This window comes from Bacillus sp. B.PNR1 (assembly GCF_030386235.1).
GTDB classification, from domain to species: Bacteria; Bacillota; Bacilli; order Bacillales; family Bacillaceae; genus Bacillus; species Bacillus stercoris.
In genome coordinates, this window is the sequence record NZ_JANYMN010000004.1 from 62,435 (window position 1) to 86,187 (window position 23,753).

General features: G+C 45.0%; 17 protein-coding genes. 14 read left to right on the plus strand and 3 right to left on the minus strand.

Translation table 11 applies throughout. The annotated features are described in order from the left end of the window. Positions 1-1,269 carry a phosphoribosylamine--glycine ligase gene (gene purD / locus NZD81_RS19255; protein WP_069840064.1) on the plus strand — a complete coding sequence of 423 codons (1,269 nt, stop codon included), beginning with the start codon at positions 1-3 and terminating at the stop codon, positions 1,267-1,269. Positions 1,270-1,306: 37 nt separating this feature from the next. Here purD and NZD81_RS19260 read toward each other — a convergent pair whose 3' ends face one another. Next, a complete protein-coding gene (locus NZD81_RS19260) occupies positions 1,307-1,729 on the minus strand; it encodes an Lrp/AsnC family transcriptional regulator (protein WP_040083956.1) in 423 nt (140 codons plus the stop codon). Between the two features lie 92 nt (positions 1,730-1,821). Between NZD81_RS19260 and NZD81_RS19265 the strand changes: the two genes are divergently transcribed. Further along, positions 1,822-3,147 carry an APC family permease gene (locus tag NZD81_RS19265; RefSeq protein WP_289861058.1) on the plus strand — a complete coding sequence of 442 codons (1,326 nt, stop codon included), beginning with the start codon at positions 1,822-1,824 and terminating at the stop codon, positions 3,145-3,147. Between the two features lie 14 nt (positions 3,148-3,161). Here the strand turns inward: NZD81_RS19265 and NZD81_RS19270 are convergent, their stop codons facing one another. Next, a complete protein-coding gene (locus tag NZD81_RS19270; RefSeq protein WP_289861060.1) occupies positions 3,162-3,389 on the minus strand; it encodes a YgaP family membrane protein in 228 nt (75 codons plus the stop codon). Between the two features lie 129 nt (positions 3,390-3,518). Here NZD81_RS19270 and NZD81_RS19275 point away from each other — a divergent pair, with 129 nt between their 5' ends. The 3 genes from NZD81_RS19275 to NZD81_RS19285 are packed head-to-tail and all read left to right on the plus strand — an operon-like array spanning position 3,519 to position 6,600. Then, positions 3,519-5,261 (plus strand): adenine deaminase, encoded by a 1,743-nt coding sequence (locus tag NZD81_RS19275; protein ID WP_289861061.1) that lies wholly within the window; start codon positions 3,519-3,521, stop codon positions 5,259-5,261. A gap of 26 nt (positions 5,262-5,287) precedes the next feature. Then, a complete protein-coding gene (locus tag NZD81_RS19280; protein WP_286315328.1) occupies positions 5,288-6,283 on the plus strand; it encodes a DUF3048 domain-containing protein in 996 nt (331 codons plus the stop codon). Between the two features lie 2 nt (positions 6,284-6,285). Continuing rightward, positions 6,286-6,600 (plus strand): YerC/YecD family TrpR-related protein, encoded by a 315-nt coding sequence (locus NZD81_RS19285; protein WP_003219429.1) that lies wholly within the window; start codon positions 6,286-6,288, stop codon positions 6,598-6,600. A gap of 37 nt (positions 6,601-6,637) precedes the next feature. Here NZD81_RS19285 and NZD81_RS19290 read toward each other — a convergent pair whose 3' ends face one another. Beyond that, complete coding sequence (locus tag NZD81_RS19290) at positions 6,638-8,215, minus strand: FMN-binding glutamate synthase family protein (RefSeq protein ID WP_289861062.1); 1,578 nt, start codon at positions 8,213-8,215, stop codon at positions 6,638-6,640. A gap of 264 nt (positions 8,216-8,479) precedes the next feature. Here NZD81_RS19290 and pcrB point away from each other — a divergent pair, with 264 nt between their 5' ends. From pcrB to NZD81_RS19335, 9 genes are all read left to right on the plus strand, one after another. Continuing rightward, the gene (gene pcrB, locus NZD81_RS19295; protein ID WP_014663074.1) at positions 8,480-9,166 is read left to right on the plus strand and encodes a heptaprenylglyceryl phosphate synthase; all 687 of its coding nucleotides are present in this window, start codon (positions 8,480-8,482) and stop codon (positions 9,164-9,166) included. A gap of 61 nt (positions 9,167-9,227) precedes the next feature. Further along, entirely contained in the window at positions 9,228-11,447 is a 2,220-nt protein-coding gene (gene pcrA, locus NZD81_RS19300; protein ID WP_040083947.1) for a DNA helicase PcrA, read from the plus strand. Positions 11,448-11,470: 23 nt separating this feature from the next. Then, entirely contained in the window at positions 11,471-13,477 is a 2,007-nt protein-coding gene (ligA, locus tag NZD81_RS19305; protein ID WP_289861063.1) for an NAD-dependent DNA ligase LigA, read from the plus strand. 15 nt (positions 13,478-13,492) lie between these two features. Beyond that, entirely contained in the window at positions 13,493-14,683 is a 1,191-nt protein-coding gene (locus tag NZD81_RS19310) for a CamS family sex pheromone protein (RefSeq protein WP_014663077.1), read from the plus strand. A 125-nt stretch (positions 14,684-14,808) separates the two neighbouring features. After that, entirely contained in the window at positions 14,809-16,002 is a 1,194-nt protein-coding gene (locus tag NZD81_RS19315) for an MFS transporter (protein WP_014663078.1), read from the plus strand. A gap of 81 nt (positions 16,003-16,083) precedes the next feature. Beyond that, complete coding sequence (locus NZD81_RS19320; protein WP_289861065.1) at positions 16,084-20,580, plus strand: amino acid adenylation domain-containing protein; 4,497 nt, start codon at positions 16,084-16,086, stop codon at positions 20,578-20,580. After that, the gene (locus NZD81_RS19325) at positions 20,577-22,082 is read left to right on the plus strand and encodes a serine hydrolase domain-containing protein (protein ID WP_071581606.1); all 1,506 of its coding nucleotides are present in this window, start codon (positions 20,577-20,579) and stop codon (positions 22,080-22,082) included. The genes NZD81_RS19320 and NZD81_RS19325 overlap by 4 nt, the downstream gene beginning before the upstream one ends. Then, the gene (locus tag NZD81_RS19330) at positions 22,072-23,055 is read left to right on the plus strand and encodes a cysteine peptidase family C39 domain-containing protein (RefSeq protein ID WP_014663081.1); all 984 of its coding nucleotides are present in this window, start codon (positions 22,072-22,074) and stop codon (positions 23,053-23,055) included. Before NZD81_RS19325 ends, NZD81_RS19330 begins: the two co-directional genes overlap by 11 nt. After that, complete coding sequence (locus NZD81_RS19335; RefSeq protein ID WP_014663082.1) at positions 23,052-23,753, plus strand: thioesterase II family protein; 702 nt, start codon at positions 23,052-23,054, stop codon at positions 23,751-23,753. The genes NZD81_RS19330 and NZD81_RS19335 overlap by 4 nt, the downstream gene beginning before the upstream one ends.

The window sequence follows — 23,753 nt, forward strand, 5'->3', positions numbered from 1 at the left end:
GTGAATGTATTAATTATCGGTAAAGGCGGAAGAGAGCATACGCTGGCATGGAAGGCAGCGCAAAGCAGCCTCGTCGAGAATGTATTTGCCGCTCCCGGAAATGACGGCATGGCAGCTTCCGCACAGCTTGTAAACATTGAGGAAAGCGACCACGCAGGGCTTGTCTCATTTGCAAAAGAAAATCAGGTCGCCCTGACCATTGTCGGTCCTGAGGTTCCTTTAATTGAAGGTCTGGTGGATGAATTCGAAAAAGCGGGCTTGCGTGTGTTCGGCCCGTCAAAAGCTGCGGCGATCATCGAAGGAAGCAAACAGTTCGCTAAGGATTTAATGAAGAAATACGACATTCCGACCGCAGAATACGACACGTTTACTTCCTTTGAAGAGGCGAAGGCATATGTGCAGGAAAAAGGCGCTCCAATTGTCATAAAAGCTGATGGACTCGCAGCTGGAAAAGGCGTTACTGTTGCTATGACAGAGGAAGAAGCAATCGCATGCCTGCATGATTTTCTTGAGGATGAAAAGTTCGGTGATGCGAGCGCGTCTGTCGTCATTGAAGAATATCTTTCTGGTGAAGAATTTTCTCTGATGGCCTTTGTCAAAGGGGAAAAGGTGTATCCGATGGTGATTGCCCAGGATCACAAGCGTGCGTTTGACGGAGACAAAGGCCCGAATACGGGCGGAATGGGTGCTTACTCTCCAGTTCCGCAAATTTCGGAGGAAACGGTCCGCCATGCTGTAGAAACTATCGTCAAGCCGGCCGCCAAAGCAATGGTACAAGAAGGCCGTTCCTTTACTGGCGTTTTGTATGCTGGATTGATGCTCACTGAAAACGGCTCGAAGGTTATCGAATTTAATGCCCGCTTCGGCGATCCGGAAACACAGGTCGTGCTTCCGCGCATGGAATCTGATCTGGTACAGGTGCTTCTTGATCTTTTAGATGATAAGGAAGTTGACTTAAGATGGAAGGATACCGCGGCTGTTAGTGTTGTGCTTGCATCAGAAGGGTATCCGGAAAGCTACGCAAAAGGCACGCCGATCGGCAGCCTTGCAGCGGAAACCGAGCAGGTCGTGGTCTTCCATGCCGGAACGAAAGCAGAGGGCGGAGAGTTCGTTACAAACGGGGGCCGCGTCGCCAATGTGACGGCTTTTGATGAAACGTTTGAAGCGGCTAGAGAACGAGTGTACAAAGCGGTTGATGAAATATTCAAACCGGGACTCTTTTTCAGAAAAGATATTGGGGCACGCGCTTTAAAGGCTGCCCAAAAATAAGTGAGGAAAACCCGCAGATTAATCTGCGGGTTTTTTGTTACATAAAAGCGGGATGGTGAGCGGAAGAAGAAAGCACAACAAGCGTGGTTGGTTTTCCATGGGCCATCGAGGCGTCAATAAAATCCTCAAGCGTATGTACCGATTCTGTCACGACCTTTGTCACATAGCTGTACATACCCGTGATACGGTGGTTTTCTGCTACATCAGGATGCGATGTTGCAAAGGCAGCGTAGTGCTTGCAGCTTTTCGGCTCCATGAGAATAAAAGCGGTGACATGCTTGTTTAGTTTTTCGTAACAGATATTCGCGCTGTAGCCGGTAATCACTCCCTTGTCTTCAAGCTTCCTGACACGCTCCGCCGCGCTTGGCGAGCTGAGTCCGACAAGCTTTCCAAGCTCAACCATCGTTAATCTGCCATTTCGCTGCAAATGCGAGATAATCTGAAGGTCTGTATCGTCCATTTGTCTGGCTCCTTTACATATTTAGGCGAATGAATGAAAATTCCTTTGATCATAAGGTAATGCTGTAGATTTAGCTTCATTGTAGCATATGGATGCCGTCTTATTTTTTCTATAATAAAGCCATCAATCAGAGAGGAGGCATCAGGTTGCCAGAATTACAGCGTTCTATTACTTGGATACAAGGGACGGCGTTAACGATTGGGGCGGTTTTAGGCTGCGGGATATTAATCCTGCCGTCTGTAACAGCTGACGCAGCCGGTCCCGCTTCTTTATTTGTTTGGGTGTTCATGTCCTTCTTATCTTTTCTTCTTGTCGGCACGCTGGCCCGGCTTGTGAAAATAGCGCCCAGCGCGGGAGGAATCACGGCTTATGTGCAGCTGGCCTTTCAGAAAAAAGCCGGGGCTATTTTGGGCTGGATCATGTTAGGGTCCGTTCCGATCGGCGTTCCCATCATCGCTTTGACTGGCGCGCATTACGTCAGTTACGTCACAGAGGCGGCGGATTGGCAGGTTACATCGATTGCTGGTTGTATGCTGGCTATATCTATTTTGCTTCATATGAGAGGGATTCAACTATCAGCAAACATCAGTACACTCGTTATATGTGTCATCGTATTTCTGCTTGTCACTTCTATTGCTGTGTCATTGCCACACGTCACGATAGCAGAATTCAAGCCGTTTCTTCCGCATGGCTGGTCTGCCGCGGGATCTGTTTCAGTTATGATTTTTTTCTCTTTTGTAGGCTGGGAAATGATTACCCCGTTGGCTGAGGAATTTCATCGCCCTGAAAAAGATGTCCCGCTCAGCTTGTTTTTGGCAGCGTCTTGTGTGGCAGGGCTGTATATCATGCTGTCATTTGTGACGGTGGGGACTCATTCATATGGACAGAATGGAGAAATTGCATCGCTTGCCATGCTCATCTCAAAAGGAGCAGGAGAAAGCGGTGTATATGTCACGGTATGTTTAGCGCTCTTTATTACATTCGCCACCATACACGCCAATATTGCTGGTTTTTCAAGAATGGTGTACGCATTGGCGAGAGAGGGGCACATACCCGTATTTTTTGGAAAACTAAGTGCGACAAAACGTACGCCTATCCGTGTTTTGACCGCGATGGCCGCGGTGTTTGGCTTAGTGCTTGCAGCGCATGGCCTGTTTCAAATCGATTTGACGACTCTGTTGAAAGGGCCGAGCGCGGCTTTCATCGCATCTTACATATGTACATTGGCGGCTGCACTGAAACTCCTGAGCTGGAGAGATTCGGGCTGGTGGATGGCGCTCGGGGCATTTGTGGCGTGCGCAGTGATTTACTCATTCAGCGGCTGGGCGCTTCTTTATCCGGCAGTGCTGGCAGCTGCAGGATATTTCTATATGAAAACAAAGGGTGGGCATAAAAAAAAGCTCGATCACGTTTCGTGATCAAGCTTTTTCATTTATCCGTTTTGCTGGCCGTTATATCCAGAATCGCTGTTTTGAAACATGTAGGTCACAGGACAGAATCGCAGGATTCCCGAACCCGCTTTCATGGCCCCCATAAAGATGTAAAAGAGATGCATTCTGCACCAAGGTTTTTTCGTAAACTTTGCGCTCGCGGCTGACATAATCGTCAATCCGCAGGCGATTCTGAAGACGGCATTGATGAGACTGATGTTTGGCTTCATGGAAATCCGCTCCTTTTTACTTGAAAAAGTTTTTTAATTGAACCTTCAAAAATTTGTAACGTTTTTATCGTGCGTGATGAGGAAGGATGTGATACCATGAGTCTAATACATATAAAGGAGAGTATGTGAATGTCCGAACGCACCTTTAACTGGAAAAACAAAGACATCAGGGCACAGGTTGATGTTGTAGACTCAAAGCTGCTTCCAACGCTCCTTTTACGGAATGCTCTCGTCTTAAATCCATATGTAAAACAATGGCTGAAAAAAAACATTTGGATTTATCAGGACCGCATTGTTTATGTGGGTCATGAACTTCCGAATAGAGCCGAAAAAATTCATACGATTGATTGTGAAGGAAAATACATTGTGCCAGGTTATATTGAACCGCACGCACATCCTTTTCAAATATATAATCCCCAAACACTGGCGGAATATGTGTCTCAATACGGAACCACGACATTTGTGAATGATAATTTATTTTTGCTTTTGCAAAGCGGAAAAAAGAAAGCGCTTACGATTTTGAATGAACTCAAAAAGCAGCCTGTCCAGTATTTCTGGTGGTCACGCTATGACCTCCAGACAGAGGTTTTGAACGAGGACCACGTTCTTCCGTTTGATGTCAGAAAACAGTGGATTGAACATCCGGATGTGATTCAAGGCGGAGAAATGACCGGATGGCCTCGCCTTGTAGATGGTGATGATTTAATGCTCCACTGCATGCAAGCTACAAAGAAACAAAGAAAACGCATTGAAGGGCATTTTCCCGGCGCTTCTGATAAAACGCTTACAAAAATGAAGCTGTTCGGAGCGGATTGCGATCATGAAGCGATGACAGGTGAAGAAGTGATGAGAAGGCTGGAACTGGGCTATTATGTTTCACTTCGGAACTCTTCCATTCGCCCTGATGTAAGAAAAATCTTGCAGGAGCTGCATGAGAAGGGCTTCCGCTATTATGACCACTTCTTTTACACGACAGACGGCGCGACGCCGAATTTCTATAAAGGCGGCATGACAAACGAGCTGATCCGCATTGCGTTAGAAGAAGGCGTACCTGCAATTGACGCCTACAATATGGCATCATTTAATATTGCGAAGTATTACCAAATGGATGATTATTTAGGAGTTGTCGGACCTGGCAGACTGGCTTCGCTGAACATACTGGAAGACCCGCTAAATCCAAATCCCGTGACTGTTCTGTCAAAAGGGACCATCCTGAGAGAAGACGGCTGTGATTTGAAGGCGTTTACAAATATGGACTGGAACAAAGGCGGTCTTGTCCCGCTTGAGCTTTCATATGATATGACGATGGATGATTTGCAGTTTTCCATGCCGATGGGCGTGAAAATGCGGAATGCGGTCATTATGGAGCCGTATATGATTGAGATCGACAATTCGATGGAACAGCTCTCATTTGACCATGATGAAAGTTATTTGACAATGCTTGATAAACATGGAAAATGGCGCGTCAACACAATGATAAAAGGCTTTGCCTCAAACGTGCAGGGATTTGTTAGCTCCTTTACGACGACTGGCGATATTGTCGCGATTGGTAAAAATAAAGCGGATATGCTGCTCGCATTCGCCCGCATGAAAGAGATCGGGGGAGGAATCGTTCTGGCGGAAAACGGGAACATTCTGTATGAAATTCCGCTTTCGCTGTGCGGCTGCGCCTCTTCAGAAGCATATGAAGTCGTGCTTGAGAAGGAACAGAAGCTGAGAGATCTTTTGACAGAAAGAGGCTACAAATTTAGTGATCCCGTCTATACGCTGCTCTTTTTGCAAAGTACGCACCTTCCGTATATACGCATTACGCCGAGAGGAATCTTCGACGTCATGAAAAAAACTGTACTCTTTCCATCGATAATGCGTTAAAATATAAAAGAGCGGGGAGCCGACATATGAAAAAATGGATGACAGTTTGCGTGCTGTGTTTCGTGTTTTTTCTGCTTGTATCCTGCCAGCAGAAGGACGCTGTCCCGGATTCCGCAAAGAAGCCGAAAGCTCCTTTGACTGGACTGGAGATTGAACAGAAGGTGACTGAACGCCGGCCTGTTGCTGTTGTGGTGAACAATCATCCGAAGGCGAGGCCGCAGTCTGGACTGTCTAAAGCCGACATTGTCATAGAAGCGCTTGCAGAAGGGCAGATCACACGATTTCTGGCTATTTTCCAAAGCCAGATGCCTGAAACTGTCGGACCTGTGCGGAGCGCGCGGGAATATTTCGTCACTCTCAGCAATGGCTTTGACAGCATATTTGTCCATCACGGCTGGAGTCCCGGCGCCAAAGAGCAGCTAGAATCCGGAGCTGCCGATTATATAAACGGATTGGATTTTGACGGAAGCTTATTTTGGAGAGCTGATTTCAGCAAACCGCCCCATAATTCCTACACATCTTATGATTACATAAAAAAGGCGGCGGAACAAAAGGGATATGAGCTGAAGCGGGAAACAAATCCGCTGCTGTTTCAAACATCAGAAGCAAAACCTGCAAATGAATCTTACAATGTTCGGGTAGATTATGGAACAAAAAACGTTACAAATCTTGTCGAATACAACTATGATAAAAAAGCTGAATCTTATACAAGAAGCTCTGATGGTGTCATAACGACAGACCGGGAAACCGGAAAGCCGGTTGCAATGCAAAATATTTTCATTGTTGAAGCCAGCCATCATATTATTGATCAAGATGGAAGGCGGGACATCGACTTGGAATCAGGGGGGAAAGGTCTGTTGTTTCAGCACGGAAACGTCATTGAAACAGACTGGAAACAAGTGAATGGCAGAATTGTGCCGATAATAGACGGCAAGTGGCTTCCGTTTGTGCCAGGAAAGACTTGGATCAATATCGTACCTGATCTTGATGCGGCTTCCATTAGTAAAGGAGAAGGTGTGTAACGATGCAAATCGATAAATTACGCGGCAAAGAGCTGGACCAGTTATTTAACTCGATCTTATCGCTGAAAGACCTGGAGGAATGTTACCGATTCTTCGATGATCTATGCACAATTAACGAAATTCAATCGCTGGCTCAGCGCCTTGAAGTGGCACGCATGCTTCGCGAAGGAAACACGTATCATAAGATTGAAACAGAAACAGGCGCTTCCACGGCTACGATTTCCCGTGTGAAACGCTGCTTAAATTACGGAAATGACGCTTATGAAATGGCGCTTGACCGTGTGAAGGAGACGGAAACTGAGTCTTCTTCTAAATAACAAAGAACCGCCCTGCCGTTTGGCAAGGGCGGTTTCTTTATGAAACAAATTGATGGATCAGGTTGTCGATATCGACAATGCTGCCATCCTCTTTTCGATAGACAACATGCTCCTTGGAAAAGTGAACCGGCGAATTGATTCCTGATGCGGCTGCAAGGTTAAACAGCCCCTCGCGCAGTGAAATAACATAGTTGCAGACACGGTGCTGTTTTTCCTCAATGCTCAATGCTTTTTGCAATTTTGGATCTGTCGTCGCCACGCCTGCTGGACAGGTGTTGTTGTGGCAAACGAGAGCGCGTATGCAGCCAACCGAAAACATCATGCCGCGTGCGATGTTGACAAAGTCAGCGCCGAGAGCTAAGGCGACCGCGATTTTATCAGGAGTCAGGAGCTTTCCGGAAGCAAAGATTTTCAGCTGTCTGCGCAACCCGTACTGTCTAAGAAGCGTGTCAACAATAGGGAGCGCTGTCATAATCGGAAGGCCGACTGTATCCGCGAGCTCGTAAAAGGAAGCTCCGGTACCGCCTTCACTTCCGTCGATCGTGATAAAATCCGGATGCTTTCCGCTTTTCTGCATATAAGAGAAAAGCTCATGCAATTCTTCAGGATGCCCTGCGACCAGTTTGATGCCGACTGGCTTTTGCCCGACATCCCTAAGTTTTTCAATAAAGTCGAGCATTTCAGGAGGGTTTGAGAATTCATAAAAGCGGTTCGGGCTGTCAATCGACTTTCCTGGCTCGACATTCCGAATGTCTGCCACTTCCTCTGATACTTTGGCGCCGTCCACGTGGCCGCCCCGGGTTTTTGCTCCTTGTGCCAGCTTTAGCTCAAACGCTTTAATCTGGTCAATTCTGCTTTTTCTTTTAAATTCCTCCCATGAAAATTCCCCATTTCTTTTGCGCACGCCGAATAGGCCCGGTCCGATTTGGCAAATGATATCGGCGCCGCCCTTTAAGTGATACTCAGACAATCCTCCCTCACCTGTATTCATCCAAGTGCCGCCTGCCTGATGGAGCCCTTTTGAGAGCGCCGTAATTGCCCGTTCTCCGAGGGAGCCGTAGCTCATTGCAGACTGGCCGACTAATCCCTTCACGTGAAATGGCTTCTCGCATGTATGCTCGCCAATCACCTGCACATCATCAGGATGAAGAAAATACGGATCTGTCTTAATGCGTTCGGCGTGTTCCTTGCGTTTGAAGAGATTGTTTGCATCCATTTTATAAATTTGGGTTTCAATTTTTGGCGTTTGATTTACGTGCATTTCTTCCCTTTGTTTTGGAAACATAGCGTTACGGATATAATAGCCGGGTTTATCAAAATCTCTTACAGATCCAAAGCCCATCATTCTGCTTTTGTATTTGCCAGAGATAACCGTTTGCTCATATTCCTTTCGTGAAAAAGGCTGCTCTTCATTGTCATTGCTATATAAATACTGTCTGAGCTCCGGCCCGATTTTTTCAAGGATATACCGAAACCTTCCGATGACGGGATAGTTGCGAAGAATTGAGTGCTCCTGCTGTTTTTCATCCTTTATGTAGATCCAGGCAAATAAGACGATCGGGATAGCGATGATCCCAATGATAAATGCGATGAGTGCAATAATAATGGTTTCCATCTCTCAGCCTCCCTTTTTTATGTAACCATTTCCACAGTTGAACACTTTCCAAACAATAGCAGAGGGAATCTGGTGAAAAATGTGCGCTTTTGCAGAAATAAGACTCACTGCGCAGGTACGTCCGCCTGCTCTCTTTTTTATGAAAAAAGAATCAAAACACCTTTTTCAGTGAATAACGAGATTAACGGCTTTTTCCGTTTTTACGCGCTATGTGAATTTGTTATAATGTTTAAATGGTAACAAACGAATGGAGGAACATATGACGTGTACGATGTAACAGAGTGGAAGCATGTCTTTAAACTCGATCCAAATAAAGATTTGCCTGACGAACAGCTGGAGATCCTTTGCGAATCAGGAACGGATGCGGTCATTATCGGAGGAAGCGATGGTGTGACAGAGGATAATGTCCTGCGGATGATGTCTAAGGTCAGACGGTTTTTGGTGCCGTGTGTTCTTGAGGTGTCGGCAATTGAAGCGATCGTTCCCGGCTTTGACTTATATTTTATTCCGAGTGTATTAAACAGCAAAAACACGGATTGGATTGTCGGAATGCACCAGAAAGCCATGAAGGAATACGGAGAACTGATGTCTATGGAAGAAATCGTGGCGGAAGGCTACTGCATCGCAAATCCAGATTGCAAAGCGGCGGCACTGACTGAAGCGGATGCCGAAATGAGTACTGACGATATTGTCGCTTATGCGCGTGTGTCAGAGCTGCTGCAGCTGCCGATTTTTTATTTAGAATACAGCGGCATGCTTGGAGACATAGACGCTGTCAAGAAAACGAAGGCTGTATTGGAAACGTCCACCTTGTTTTATGGCGGCGGCATCAAGGATGCAGAAACGGCCAAACAGTATGCAGAGCATGCGGACGTGATCGTTGTAGGTAATGCGGTGTATGAAGATTTCGACAGGGCTTTGAAAACAGTAGCGGCTGTGAAAGGCGAGTAGTAAATTGTACGGATTTGGTTTATGATAGAACATATGTTTTGTATAGGCGGGTGAACAAATTTTGAATTATATTAGCAATCAATTACTAAGCGGTTTAAATCCCGTTCAGCAGGAAGCAGTCAAAACAACGGACGGGCCTCTTTTGCTGATGGCGGGAGCGGGAAGCGGAAAGACGCGTGTCCTGACACACAGAATTGCTTATTTAATGGCAGAAAAACATGTGGCGCCGTGGAACATTCTGGCGATCACATTTACCAATAAAGCGGCACGCGAAATGAAAGAACGTGTGGAAAGCATCCTCGGGCCCGGCGCGGACGATATCTGGATTTCCACATTCCACAGCATGTGCGTGCGGATCTTGCGCAGAGATATCGACCGGATTGGGATTAACCGAAATTTCTCCATCCTTGATACGGCGGACCAGCTTTCAGTGATCAAGGGGATTTTGAAGGAGCGCAATCTTGATCCGAAGAAATTTGACCCGAGAAGCATCCTTGGCACGATCAGCAGTGCGAAAAACGAATTAACCGAACCGGAGGAATTCTCTAAGGTTGCCGGCGGCTATTACGATCAGGTGGTCAGCGATGTATATGCTGATTATCAGAAGAAGCTTTTGAAAAACCAGTCGCTCGATTTCGACGATTTAATTATGACGACGATTAAACTGTTTGACAGAGTGCCTGAAGTGCTTGAATTTTATCAGCGCAAATTCCAGTACATCCACGTTGATGAGTATCAGGATACGAACAGGGCGCAATACATGCTCGTTAAGCAGCTTGCCGAGCGTTTCCAGAACCTTTGCGTTGTCGGGGACTCTGATCAGTCGATCTACAGATGGCGCGGCGCGGATATCACCAACATTCTTTCATTTGAAAAAGATTATCCGAATGCAAGCGTGATTTTGCTAGAACAAAACTATCGTTCAACGAAACGGATTTTGCGCGCGGCTAACGAGGTCATCAAAAATAACTCTAACCGCAAACCGAAAAATTTGTGGACGGAAAACGATGAAGGCATCAAGATTTCTTATTATCGCGGTGATAATGAGTTCGGTGAAGGACAGTTTGTGGCCGGCAAAATTCATCAGCTTCACAGTTCAGGCAAGCGGAAGCTGTCGGATATCGCCATTTTATACCGGACAAACGCGCAGTCCCGTGTGATTGAGGAAACGCTTCTCAAAGCGGGCTTGAACTATAACATTGTCGGCGGCACAAAGTTCTATGACAGAAAAGAAATTAAAGACATTCTTGCGTACCTGCGCCTCGTATCCAATCCGGATGACGATATCAGTTTCACGCGTATTGTCAATGTGCCAAAGCGCGGAGTTGGCGCGACATCACTTGAGAAAATCGCTTCGTATGCGGCCATAAACGGTTTGTCATTTTTCCAAGCGATTCAGCAGGTTGATTTTATCGGCGTCAGTGCCAAAGCAGCCAACGCGCTTGACAGCTTCAGACAGATGATTGAGAACCTGACCAATATGCAGGATTACTTATCCATTACGGAGCTGACAGAAGAAATTCTTGATAAGACCGAATACAGAGAAATGCTGAAGGCTGAGAAATCGATCGAAGCCCAAAGCCGTTTAGAAAACATCGACGAGTTCCTGTCTGTTACGAAAAACTTTGAACAGAAAAGTGAGGACAAGACACTCGTTGCGTTCCTGACAGACTTGGCGCTGATTGCAGATATCGATCAGCTCGACCAGAAGGAGGAAGAGTCAGGCGGCAAGGATGCAATCACCTTGATGACACTGCACGCCGCAAAAGGGCTTGAATTCCCGGTTGTTTTCTTGATGGGGCTTGAAGAAGGCGTCTTCCCGCACAGCCGTTCATTAATGGAGGAAGCGGAAATGGAAGAAGAACGCCGCCTTGCTTACGTTGGGATTACAAGGGCGGAGCAGGAGCTCTATCTGACCAACGCCAAAATGCGCACCTTGTTTGGCCGAACGAATATGAACCCGGAATCTCGCTTTATTGCTGAAATACCGGATGATTTATTGGAAAACCTAAATGAGAAAAAAGAAACGAGAGCGCCGTCTGCAAGAAAAATGCAGCCGAGACGCGGCCCTGTTTCACGTCCGGTATCCTACGCCAGCAAAACAGGCGGCGACACCTTGAACTGGGCAGTCGGAGATAAGGCGGGCCATAAAAAATGGGGAACAGGAACTGTCGTCAGTGTGAAAGGCGAAGGAGAAGGGACGGAGCTCGATATTGCCTTCCCGAGTCCTGTCGGCGTGAAACGCCTGTTAGCAGCATTTGCTCCTATTGAAAAGCAGTAATTGAAGAGGAAAGGAAGAAGCAGATGGACAAAGAAACAGCCAAGCAGCGGGCAGACGAACTGCGCCGCACCATCAACAAGTATAGCTATGAATATTACACCCTAGATGAACCGAGCGTCCCTGATGCCGAATACGACAGATTGATGCAGGAGCTGATTGCGATCGAGGAGGAGCATCCAGACCTCAGAACGCCTGACTCTCCTACGCAGCGCGTCGGCGGAGCCGTGCTTGAAGCGTTTCAAAAGGTCACCCACGGCACACCAATGCTCAGTCTGGGCAACGCCTTTAATGCTGATGATCTCCGTGATTTCGACCGCCGTGTGCGCCAAGCCGTCGGTGACGATGTGGCGTATAATGTGGAGCTGAAAATAGACGGTCTTGCTGTTTCTCTCCGTTATGAAGACGGCTATTTTGTCAGAGGAGCCACCCGAGGTGACGGAACGACGGGAGAGGACATTACGGAGAATCTGAAGACGATTCGCAATATCCCGCTCAAAATGAACCGTGAGCTGTCGATCGAAGTGCGCGGCGAGGCGTATATGCCGAAGCGTTCGTTTGAAGCACTCAATGAAGAACGAAATAAAAATGAAGAAGAACCGTTCGCTAATCCGCGAAATGCCGCGGCAGGATCACTTAGACAGCTCGATCCGAAAATTGCAGCGAAACGAAACCTCGATATCTTCGTCTACAGTATAGCGGAGCTTGACGAGATGGGTGTGGAGACGCAAAGCCAAGGGCTTGATTTTCTCGACGAACTCGGATTTAAAACGAATCAGGAACGAAAAAAATGCGGCGACATAGAAGAAGTCATTACGCTGATCGATGAGCTTCAGGCGAAGCGCGCTGACCTGCCGTACGAAATAGACGGCATTGTCATTAAAGTCGATTCTCTCGATCAGCAGGAGGAGCTCGGTTTTACGGCGAAAAGCCCGCGCTGGGCCATCGCGTATAAGTTTCCTGCTGAAGAGGTCGTGACGAAGCTTCTCGATATCGAATTAAATGTCGGCAGAACGGGTGTGATCACGCCGACCGCGATTCTTGAGCCGGTAAAAGTTGCCGGCACAACGGTCTCAAGAGCATCCCTTCATAACGAAGATTTAATTAAAGAGAAGGACATTCGGATTTTGGATAAGGTCGTCATCAAAAAAGCGGGCGATATCATTCCGGAAGTCGTGAACGTCCTTGTTGAACAGCGCACAGGAGAAGAAAAGGAATTCAGCATGCCGACGGAATGTCCTGAATGCGGGAGCGAACTTGTCCGAATCGAAGGAGAAGTAGCGCTTCGCTGCATTAACCCTGAATGTCCGGCGCAAATCCGGGAAGGGCTGATCCATTTTGTTTCCCGCAATGCCATGAACATTGACGGGCTCGGCGAACGAGTGATCACACAGCTGTTTGAGGAAAACCTTGTCCGCAATGTGGCAGATTTATATAAGCTGACGAAGGAACAAGTCATCCAGCTCGAACGCATGGGTGAAAAGTCCACTGAAAACCTGATCAGCTCCATCCAAAAATCAAAAGAAAATTCGTTAGAGCGCCTGCTGTTTGGGCTTGGCATCCGCTTTATCGGATCAAAGGCTGCAAAGACGCTCGCCATGCAGTTTGAAAGCTTGGAGAACCTGAAAAAAGCCTCTAAAGACGAACTTCTCGCGGTTGATGAAATCGGTGAAAAAATGGCTGACGCGGTCATCACCTATTTTCATAAAGAAGAAATGCTTGAACTCTTGAATGAACTTCAGGAGCTGGGCGTAAACACGCTCTACAAAGGCCCGAAAAAAGTAAAGGCAGAGGACAGTGATTCTTACTTTGCCGGTAAAACAATTGTTCTGACAGGAAAGCTGGAAGAGCTGTCAAGAAACGAAGCCAAAGCGCAAATCGAAGCGCTGGGCGGAAAAATGACGGGAAGCGTCAGCAAAAACACAGACTTGGTCATCGCCGGAGAAGCGGCGGGAAGCAAGCTGACAAAAGCACAAGAGCTGAACATTGAAGTGTGGAATGAAGAACAGTTAATGGAAGAGCTAAAGAAATAAGAGGAGTGTTTTCTATTGAAAAAGACGTTGGCATTGGCGGCAACGGCGGCAGTATTAATGCTGTCTGCCTGCTCGTCAGGTTTTGGGGGGGAGAAGGAGGAAGAGATTACGCAAAAGACGGCGAAATCGTCAGAAAAAGCGATTGTCCCGAAATATAATATCTCTGACTCCTATTACAAAATGGTGCTGCCGTTTAAGGCAGGCAAAGCGCGCGGCTTAACAACGGAACAGCTGAACACGAGACTGGACATTGACGAGTTTGAAACAGGGCTGATGCGTCTTGCCCAAGATTCTTTCTCGACTGACGATTATCTGTTCCAGGAAGGACAATATTTAGATGAGGATACAGTATTAAGCTGGCTGGCCCGGAAAAAAACGGGCTCTGATTTGAAAAAAGCCGAAAAAGAAGATAAGAACTTCAAAAATGAAGGCTTGAACCCGGCGCTCCCGAGTTCTGGTTCAACAGAAGAAAAGAACGAAAGCAGCCCGATTTATTTAGCATCCATGCTTGAGCACGATTATTTAGTCAGAAAAGACAAGAATTCTATCCAGCTTGGCGGCGTCATGATCGGACTGGCGTTAAACTCAGTGTATTACTATCGTGAAAAAACGGGCGACCCGCAAAAAGAAGTGGAGATTAAGGACAGCACGCTCCGCCAGCAAGGAGAAAAAATCGCACAGGAGGTTATTAACCGCCTCCGTAAAAAAGATAACTTGAAGAATGTGCCAATTACAGTCGCACTCTACAAGCAGGCGTCGAAAACATCGATTGTGCCGGGGAACTTCATCGCCAAAACAGAGGTCAAAGCAGGCTCTACTGATATCTCAAATTGGGATGACATCAATGAAAAATACGTATTCTATCCAGCGGATACAACCACAGCAGAAAAGTACCCGGATGACACCGAGGTCTTTAAGCGGTTCAAAAATTCAATTGAAGAATATTTCCCGAACTATACAGGCGTTGTCGGTACAGCGCTGTATGATAATGATGAAATGAAGAAAATAAAGATTGACATACCAATGCAATTCTACGGAAAAAGTGAAGTTGTCGCGTTTACCCAGTTCCTAACGGGTGAAGTGATGGACTACTACTCTAAAGGCTCAATTGATGTCGAAGTCAATATCACGTCCTCAGACGGACAAGAAGCGGTCATTATCCGCAATGCCGGAGATAAAGAGCCGACTGTTCACATTTATGACTAATATTGGATGACCCCTTGTGCCGCTGCGGCGCAGGGGTTTTTTGCGTTTTTTTTGAAGGCTAAGTAGCATTGGAGAGGGTGTTTATTTATGTTATGATGTTCTAAAAATAGAAAAGGGTTGAAATTATGAAAAATAAATCCTTTTATTTTATATGGGCGGGCCAGTCAATTGCCAATTTAGGAGATTCTTTATACGTGCTGGTTCTGACTCTATTTACGTATCAAGTTACAGACTCGGCCTTCTTGGCATCGCTGGTAGCCATGATGCAGTTCGTGGGTCAATCATTAAGCGCAGTATTTATACCTGTTTTCATTCATAAATACAGACTAAAGCACATTTTGATTTTTTTACAGTTAACGCAAACCATTCTGTTATCTTTGTTGCTTCTTATATTTATGATAGATTTTAAATCTATTTTTATTTTTTTCTTTATCGTATTTTTAATGTCGCTGTTAGACGGAGGAACGATTCCAGTCAGAAATTCAATGATTCCCCGCTTTGTTCCAAAATCCATGTTGTTGAAAGCAAACAGCTTGGTGCTGACCTCTGACCAAATCGTGCTCCTGCTTGGATGGATGCTCGGCGGTATTTTGATCAAATGGCTCGGGCCGCAATTGCTGCTATTGTTGACTTTTGCCCTTTATGGCACCTCTACAGTCTCTTTATTTTTTGTCAAGGATGCGGGAAAAGGAGATGCAGAAAAGGAAGAAACCGAGTCCTTTATGGATAAAATTTCTTCCGGGTGGAAAGCAATTTATCGCATGCCTGTTATCAGAATGCTGACTGTTCTTGAGCTTTTATCCATGTTCGGCAGAAGTATTTGGACAGGAGCCATTATCCTTGTTTATGTCGATGAAGTGCTGCATAAAAGCGAAACATGGTGGGGGTTTATTAACGCAAGCTATTTCGCCGGCACCATTACAGGCGGTTTAATCGTTTGGAAACTTTCAAAAATAATGAATGGAAAACTGTTCTCGATGATTTTATGGACATCACTTGCCATCGGCGCTTGCACACTATGCCTTGCGCTTAATAAGTATGCGTTGGCATCGCTGCTTTTTGTCTTTATTTTAGGACCGTCATTTCAGCTCCGGGGAATTGCGATCAGAACCTATGTGCAGGAGAGCATAAATGAAACTTTGCTTCCGAAAATACTGTCGGCTCAGCATACAATAAGTACATTTGTATACGGTGCATCGATCTTAATTATGAGCAGTCTTACTGATTGGCTGGGTGTCCAATATGTATTTTTCTTAAATTTTATTATTTTTACCGTTTCAGCGCTTTTATCTTTAAAACTAAAAAATGAACAAATATAGACAATCTTTTATAAATATTTACAAATTATTTGTTATGTGATTAAATTGGTGATGTAAAATACTATTTGTAAAGAGGTGGAAATGTTGAGTGGTAACTTGAATTTATTTCCTCTTTCTCATCATCAAAAAAGAGTTTTAAATATCGAAAATTTATACCCCGAAACAGCTATTAATCATATTGGTGGCCTTATCCAAATCAATGGAAAACTTCATCTTGAGACATTAAAAAAAGCCATTCAGCATTGCATCAGACAGACAGAATCCCTCAGAATACGGCTCGTAAAGCAGGAAGGATCAGTTCTTCAATACATAGACGAAAAAGTGCAGGCCCATGTGCCATCAGTCGATTTTACTTCAACCGACCATCCATATGAAAGAATGCTAGATTGGGCCGAACGGGAATTTAAAATCCCTTTCTCTTTGTTTGATGGCGCGCTTGTTCAATTTTATGTTTTTCAAACAGATGAAGCAACATGCGGGTATTTAATAAAATGCCATCACATTGTTGCTGACGGCTGGTCAATGAAAATCATCATTGATAAGATTAAGGATCTGTACATGCTTCTGGCAAAAGGAGAACTGCCTGAAGAAGCCGCTGATGACTATTCAATTCTCATAGAAAAAGAGAAAAAATACCTTTCTTCGCCACGATATCAAAAAGATGCCGCATTTTGGAAAGAAGAATTTTCTCATTTGCCGGACAGCTTCTTGTCAAAAAGTTCAGCGAACATTGCTGGTAAACGCAAACGATTTAAACTAGACCAAGAACATTCTGCTGCTGTTTATGAATTTATTCAAAAGCAAGGCTCTTCTTTAAACGCATTGTTTACCGCATCGCTGTTTTGGTATGTAAGCAAAGCAACGGGAGAGACTGATTTGATAATCGGCACGCCGGTGCTAAACAGGTCTGGAAAGAAGGAAAAAAGCACGGCGGGGATGACTGTCAGTACGATGCCGTTCAGAAAGAAAACAGACCTTGACCAGCGTTTCTCAGATTTTTTACAAGAAGTCAATTCAGACTATATGAAATACTTTCTCCACCAACGGTACCCCTATGACGAACTGATAAAGGAATTACAGCTGGCAAAACAGGGATATGACCAGCTCTTCCAAATGTATATCAATTCATACAACACCGACCTTGCTTCTGATATAGATGGATGCCATGTCGAATATGATGAATTATATAACGGATCACAGCCTTATTCCCTTCAAATTGCAGTTAAAGAATGGGACGAAGGCGGGGCAATCGAATTGCAGTTCGACTACAAGGTAGCGGATTACAGCGAAACGCAAATTCAGCAATTGAAAGACCGTTTACTCCGCCTGATTTTATTGCTTATCGAGGACCCAGATATTCAATTCAGACATTTGTCTATATTAACTGAACAAGAAAAAAGGGACGAGATATTTAAGTGGAATCAGACGCAGGCCGACTATTCGAAAGAACAGACAATCAATCAATTAATTCAAGCAACAGCCTCACAGCATCCGTTTCGGACAGCGATAGAGGATGGGGGCAGACATGTTACTTATCAGGAACTGGATGAACGCTCCAACCAACTTGCCCGCTGCCTAATACATAGAGGAATAAGCCGCGGTGATTTTGTTGCCGTGAGCATGAAACACTCACCGGAGTTGATTGCTGTTTTACTGGGCATTTTAAAAGCAGGCGGCGCTTATGTGCCGATCGACCCCGAATATCCCGCGGAACGAATCAAGTATATTTTAGAAAATAGTGAAGCGGCGTTTTTGATTACAGACCCTCTTTTTAAAATAGACTGCCGTTTGCCAAGGCACGTAAAAAAAATCAGTATTGACTGCACAATGTTTAACGATTTAGATACGGGACAGTTAGACATCAGGAACGATCCTTCCGACATCGCATACATGATTTACACTTCTGGATCAACAGGGCAGCCGAAAGGCGTGATGATCGAACATCAAAGCCTTGTGAACTACATAACATCAGCCTCTCAGAATTATACTTCTTCCCAAGAGGACAGCTTTGCGCTGTACTCATCCATAGCTTTCGATTTAACCGTTACATCCATTTACACCCCATTAGTGACAGGAAATAGGATTGTCATTTACAGACAAGAAGATATTCCGGAGTTTATCCTTCATCAAATCGTAAAAGAAAAGAAAACAGCTGTCATCAAGCTGACACCAGCGCATTTAGCGTTGCTGAAAGATGCAAACTTAAAAGATTCCTCTATTAAAAGAATGATTGTTGGCGGTGAGCAGCTGTCTGTTTCTTTAGCACGCCAAATAACAGAAGTATCAGATCACCGCATCGAGATCTTTAATGAATACGGGCCGACAGAAGCGACCGTTGGGTGTATGATCCACAAGTATGACCGAGAACAGGATCAGCAAGCCTCGGTTCCAATTGGGGTTCCGCTGCAGAATACAGAAATTTATTTATTAGATGAACAGCTGCAGCCGGTATTGCCGGGAACTCAAGGCGAAATGTATATATCAGGCGATAATGTCGCCAGAGGATATTGGAAGCGTCCGGATTTGCAAACCGAGCGTTTTCTGGATAACCCTTTCATAAAGGGCAGAAAAATGTATAAGACAGGAGATCTGGCGAAAAGAACGAATAGTGGATTGCTTGAATATGCAGGGCGTAAAGACCATCAAATCAAATTAAGAGGCTACCGTATAGAACTGGGAGAAATTGAATTAGCCCTGCTTTCTCTCGCGGAAATAGAAGAAGCGGTTGTCATTGATTTTGATGATTCACAGGGCGGAAAGCAATTGGCGGCATATGTAGTGAGCTCTGCACCTGTGCCAGTGCTGGAGCTTAGGAAAAAGCTTTCTGGCAAACTGCCCGTTTTTATGGTCCCGGCCTACTTTATCAAGATGGATCATATTCCGCTTACACAAAATGGAAAAATAGACAAAGAAGCGCTCCCTGATCCTTTACTTTATCAAGAGCAGACAGATTACGGATTGTTAAATGAAGAGCAGAAAGAAGCTGAGGCGGTTCTTTTGGAAACCGCGAAGGAGATTCTCGGCCAGACAGACATTTGCCCAGAGGACCATTTTTATCAGCTTGGCGGAGATTCTATCAAAGCCATTCAATTCGTTTCGAAAATGAAAGAAAAAGGTCTTTTTATCAAGACTCAGGATATTATGACATATCCCGTATTTAGAGAACTTGTCAGTGCTGTGACCAGCAAACAATCGCCTGCAATTTCTCAACAGCAGGCTGAAGGCAGAGTGATGGGCACGCCGATTACCCAATGGTTCTGGTCTTTGGATTTAAAATGCGCTCATTTCTGGCATCAATCGGTAATGCTAACTGCTGAAAAAGAGATTCACCTTGAAGACGTTAAGACGGTTCTGTCTCTTTTAATCAATCATCATGACAGCTTGCGAATGAATGTAGAAAAAGAGACGAATGCCTTGGTCTATCACAATACAGATATCGAACCTTATATTGAATACTGGGATCTGTCTACTTTTTCCGAGGAAGAGCAAACCAAACAAATAGCGGTAATCGGGCAGGAAATGAGAAAAAGCACGGACTTATACAATGGAGTGCTTTTTAAAACCGGCATGATCAAAGCAAACGAAAAAACGCATTTGTTATTTACAGCCCACCACTTAATCGCGGACGGTGTATCATGGCAAATCCTGATTGATGATTTTCTTGCTCTTTTAGATTCATTAGATAAGAAGGAAGAGAAGAGACTCCCTTTAAAGACACATTCTTATCAGGAATTTTCACATTCGATCCATGAATACGCTTATTCACGTGAAGCGGAGGAAGAATGCAGCTATTGGAATGAAAAAGTGAAAAAAATTGAGCCGCTCTATGGGATTTGTTCGGAAAATTCCAAAGTTGAAAATAGCATAAAACTGAAACGGGTTTTGACAAGCCAGATGACCCAAAAACTGCTCAGTGAAGCAAATGAGGCGTATCAAACCCAAACAAATGATTTGATTATCACTGCGTTAATCCGGGCTTGCCATCATTGCACAGGCAAAGAGGTTATTTCTTTGGAGTTAGAAGGTCATGGAAGAGAGCCATTAAAGGAAGACTTAGATTTTTCAAGGACGTTCGGGTGGTTTACAGCAATGTATCCCGCAGTATTTCAGGCAGAGGCTGATCTGCCAGCGCAAATCCGTTCAGTGAAAGAAAACCTGCGCAATATCCCCAATAAGGGGATTGGCTACGGCGCTCTCACTTATTTGAATAAACGAATGCCGGATCACAAGAAGCCTGAGCTGCGCTTTAATTATCTAGGAGAAGTTGACCGTTTTTTAGCAGATAAATCAGAATACCGCATGACTTATTTAAATTCAGGCGCTGAGTCATCGCCTGAAAATGATCTGACGGTCAGTCTTGATTTGACAGCGGGAATCTATGGCGGACAGCTAACGTTGGATTTAATCTGCAGCAATCTTTATCAGACAGAGGATATGGAACAGCTTTTAGATGAATTTTCTGTACAGCTGGAAGAGCTGACTGAACATTGCTGTAAACAAGAGTCGGTCGAATATACGCCATCAGATTTCGAAACCGCCTCATTATCTATTGAAGAATTGGATTCCTTGTTCAAATGATGAGAAACGTATGGCTGGTTTTCTGTCTTTGTATCTTGTCGGTTCAAATCTGGAGCGGCGGACACGCAAGCGCTCAGACGCCAGTTGATAAGCGCATTGACGCTCTGATCGAAAAGCAAATGAAGGAAAGCGGAATACCGGGGATCTCAGTGACAGTGGTAAAAGGAAATGCTGCGGTTTACGAAAAGGGGTTTGGTTATGCCGGCGACAGGCATAGCCGCCCTGTAACCGCCTCGACATTGTTTGAGTTGGGCTCAACCTCTAAAGCATTTACTGCACTGGGGGTACTTAAGCTTGTCCATTCGGGGGCAATCAGTCTAAATGACCCTGTCAGCCGGTATATCAGCGGATTTTATGCAGTTTACAACGGAAAGAAAACAGATATCACAGTTCATCAGCTGCTGCATCATACAAGCGGAATTCCATTTTTATCAATAGCGGATATCAAGATTGATTCTAAGGAAGATGCTTTGGAAAAAACGGCGAAGGGGCTAAAGGGAGTTGAACTTAGTCATAAGCCGGGAAGCACATTTGAATATGCCACAATCAATTATGATGTACTGGGATATATCATTGAACAGGCATCAGGCCAGCCGTACGAGCAATATATGGCTGAGCACGTTTTTAAGCAGTTAGATATGTCAAACACGTATGCTGGGCGGCACGCTGGTGATGACGGTGATGTATCATCAGGTTTTAAAATTGGATTTTTAAAGGCGAGAGCCTATGACGCGCCTGAGTATCGGGGAAACACGCCTGCCGGATATATTATCACGAACGCAGAGGATGTATCCAAATGGCTTCGATCTCAGCTGAATCACAGTGACGGTGATATAAGCCGTTTGATTGAGCAAAGCCACCTGCCTGATAAAAGCGTAAAAACGGACGAGCCTGGCGTGTATTACGGTGCGGGATGGTCAATTTTTGAAAAAAAGGGCAGAGTCAAAGAATTGTTCCATGCCGGCTCCAACCCGAACTTTTCTTCGTTTATTATCATCAGCCCTGACGATAATGCGGCTGTAGGGGTTTTGGCCAATATGAACAGCGCGTACCCTGAGAAAATCGCCCGTTCTGTTTTACAAGTGATTGCCGATCAAAACCAAAAGCAGGACGGTTCTGTCACTGATCCGTTTCAGGTCATTGATAAAGCTGCGGCTGCCTTGCTGGTTTTATTCAGTTTATTGCTTATTGTTCTGGTGTGGAGGGTTTATATTTTTCTAAAAAACGTTAAATCGAAAAATGTTCCCGTTCAGCAGCGAACAAGAATAAAGGCGCTGCTTTGGGGAGGGTTGCTGGCAGCCGGAATAGTGGTGCCGAAGCTTATTTCAGTCTTTGCCTTTAATGGCTTGCCTTGGAGCATGATATTTATTTGGGGGCCCGGATCTCTTCGTTATTTGGCGGCGGTTTATGGTTTGCTGCTCCTTGCCTCCTGTCTATTCGGTTTAACTGCTTGTTTTTTCAATCACCGTGCCGCAAGAAGGAGTGAGACGCATGAAATGTGAAACATCCATCCTTGGTATTCAGCCGTTTAACGACCTATTTTATCGCAGCTGTTTTTTTAACTGTTATTTTTCCGTAGTTCGCTCGTTTCAGCAAGAAATCTATCCTTATCTTTTAAATGACATGTATTCGTATCAATTGGATGAAGACGGTTATCCAATGGTTGATCGGACAGAAGTTTATGATCCTGAGTATGTCATGAATCAGCAGGGAATCATCGCGGATAAGCAATCGGTCAGCAGCAGTCTCATAGCTGATGTGAAACGCGATGTTCTTAAACATAAACCCGTCATCATTTGGTTGGATACATATGCGCAGCCTTATAGACAGGAATATATGTCTAAGCATAACCGGAACAGCATACTGATTTATGGCTTTCATGATGTAGATCAGTCTGTTCTTGCCATTGAAAACCGTTATCCCGATAACTTGTCATATGAAGCCAGAAATATTTCATATCAGCATTTGGCCAAAGCCTATCAAGGCTTTCACAGTTATTTTCAGCCTCCTGCCGCTTTTCATTCATATGCCTCCTTTTCTTATGATCCGGGCAGGGACCTCTCAGGGCAAAGCATTTTCAAGGATGCGGCTGCCTTCTTTGCTCATAACATCACCGGGCATGTAGATCGGATGTTATCCGGTTTGGCGTCCTTCAGCCGGTTTACTGAGCAATTTCACAGCATAAGAGACAGCGAAAAGCTCCTTCATTCATTTAATGGGATTTTAAATGTGAAAAAAACAGAGCAATACCGCCTCGCATTTCTTCCGGATTTTCAACAGCTTGCCGCTGTGACATCTGACATTATTGATGAGTGGGAAGCAGCGCGGCATCTTGCGGCTAAGCTTTATTTTTCGGGGGGATCTTCTTCTGGTTATGAAGATCGGATCAAAGATTCACTGAAAAAAGTGCTGGAGCTTGAAGCAGCCCATATTGAATGCCTGAAGGATATAGGAAAAGAGGAGAGGGTCAAATGATCAAATTATTCTGTCTGCCGTATGCCGGGGGTTCGAGCACCATCTTCAGCGGATGGAAAAGGTTTCTTGATGCGTCAGTTGAACTGGTGGCCCTAGAGCTTCCGGGACATGGAACGAGAATGTCTGAGCCATTGCTCAATCGTGCAGAATCCGTGACGGAAGATCTGTTTATGCAAGCAAAATCTCATTTGGGTGATTCGGATTATGCCATTTTTGGGCACAGCATGGGATCGTTGCTTGCATACGAATTGCAAAGGAAATTAACCATGGAAAATAAACAGCCGATCCATATGTTTTTTTCCGGGCGTTTCCCGCCTCATATCCCGGAAAAGAAAGTGCTTCATCAGCTTTCAAATTCCGCTTTAAAACAAGCGATTATTGAGATGGGGGGTGTACCGGAAGAATTCAGCAAAAATGAGCAGGTGCTTGACTTTTTCCTTCCTATTTTAAGAGCTGACTTTGAGTTGCTGGAAACATACAGGAATACAGCAGTTGCTCCATTATCCTGCGATATTTCAGTTTTTTACGGCAAACGTGATCTGCCGTCAGTGCTGTTTGATTTATCTGATTGGAGTCAGTACACCGATCAGACATGCAGATTTTACGAATTTGAAGGAGATCATTTTTTCATTAATCAGAAGACAGAAGAAGTGACAGCTAAAATCAATCATATTTTGAATCAGACAGGAGTGGTATGA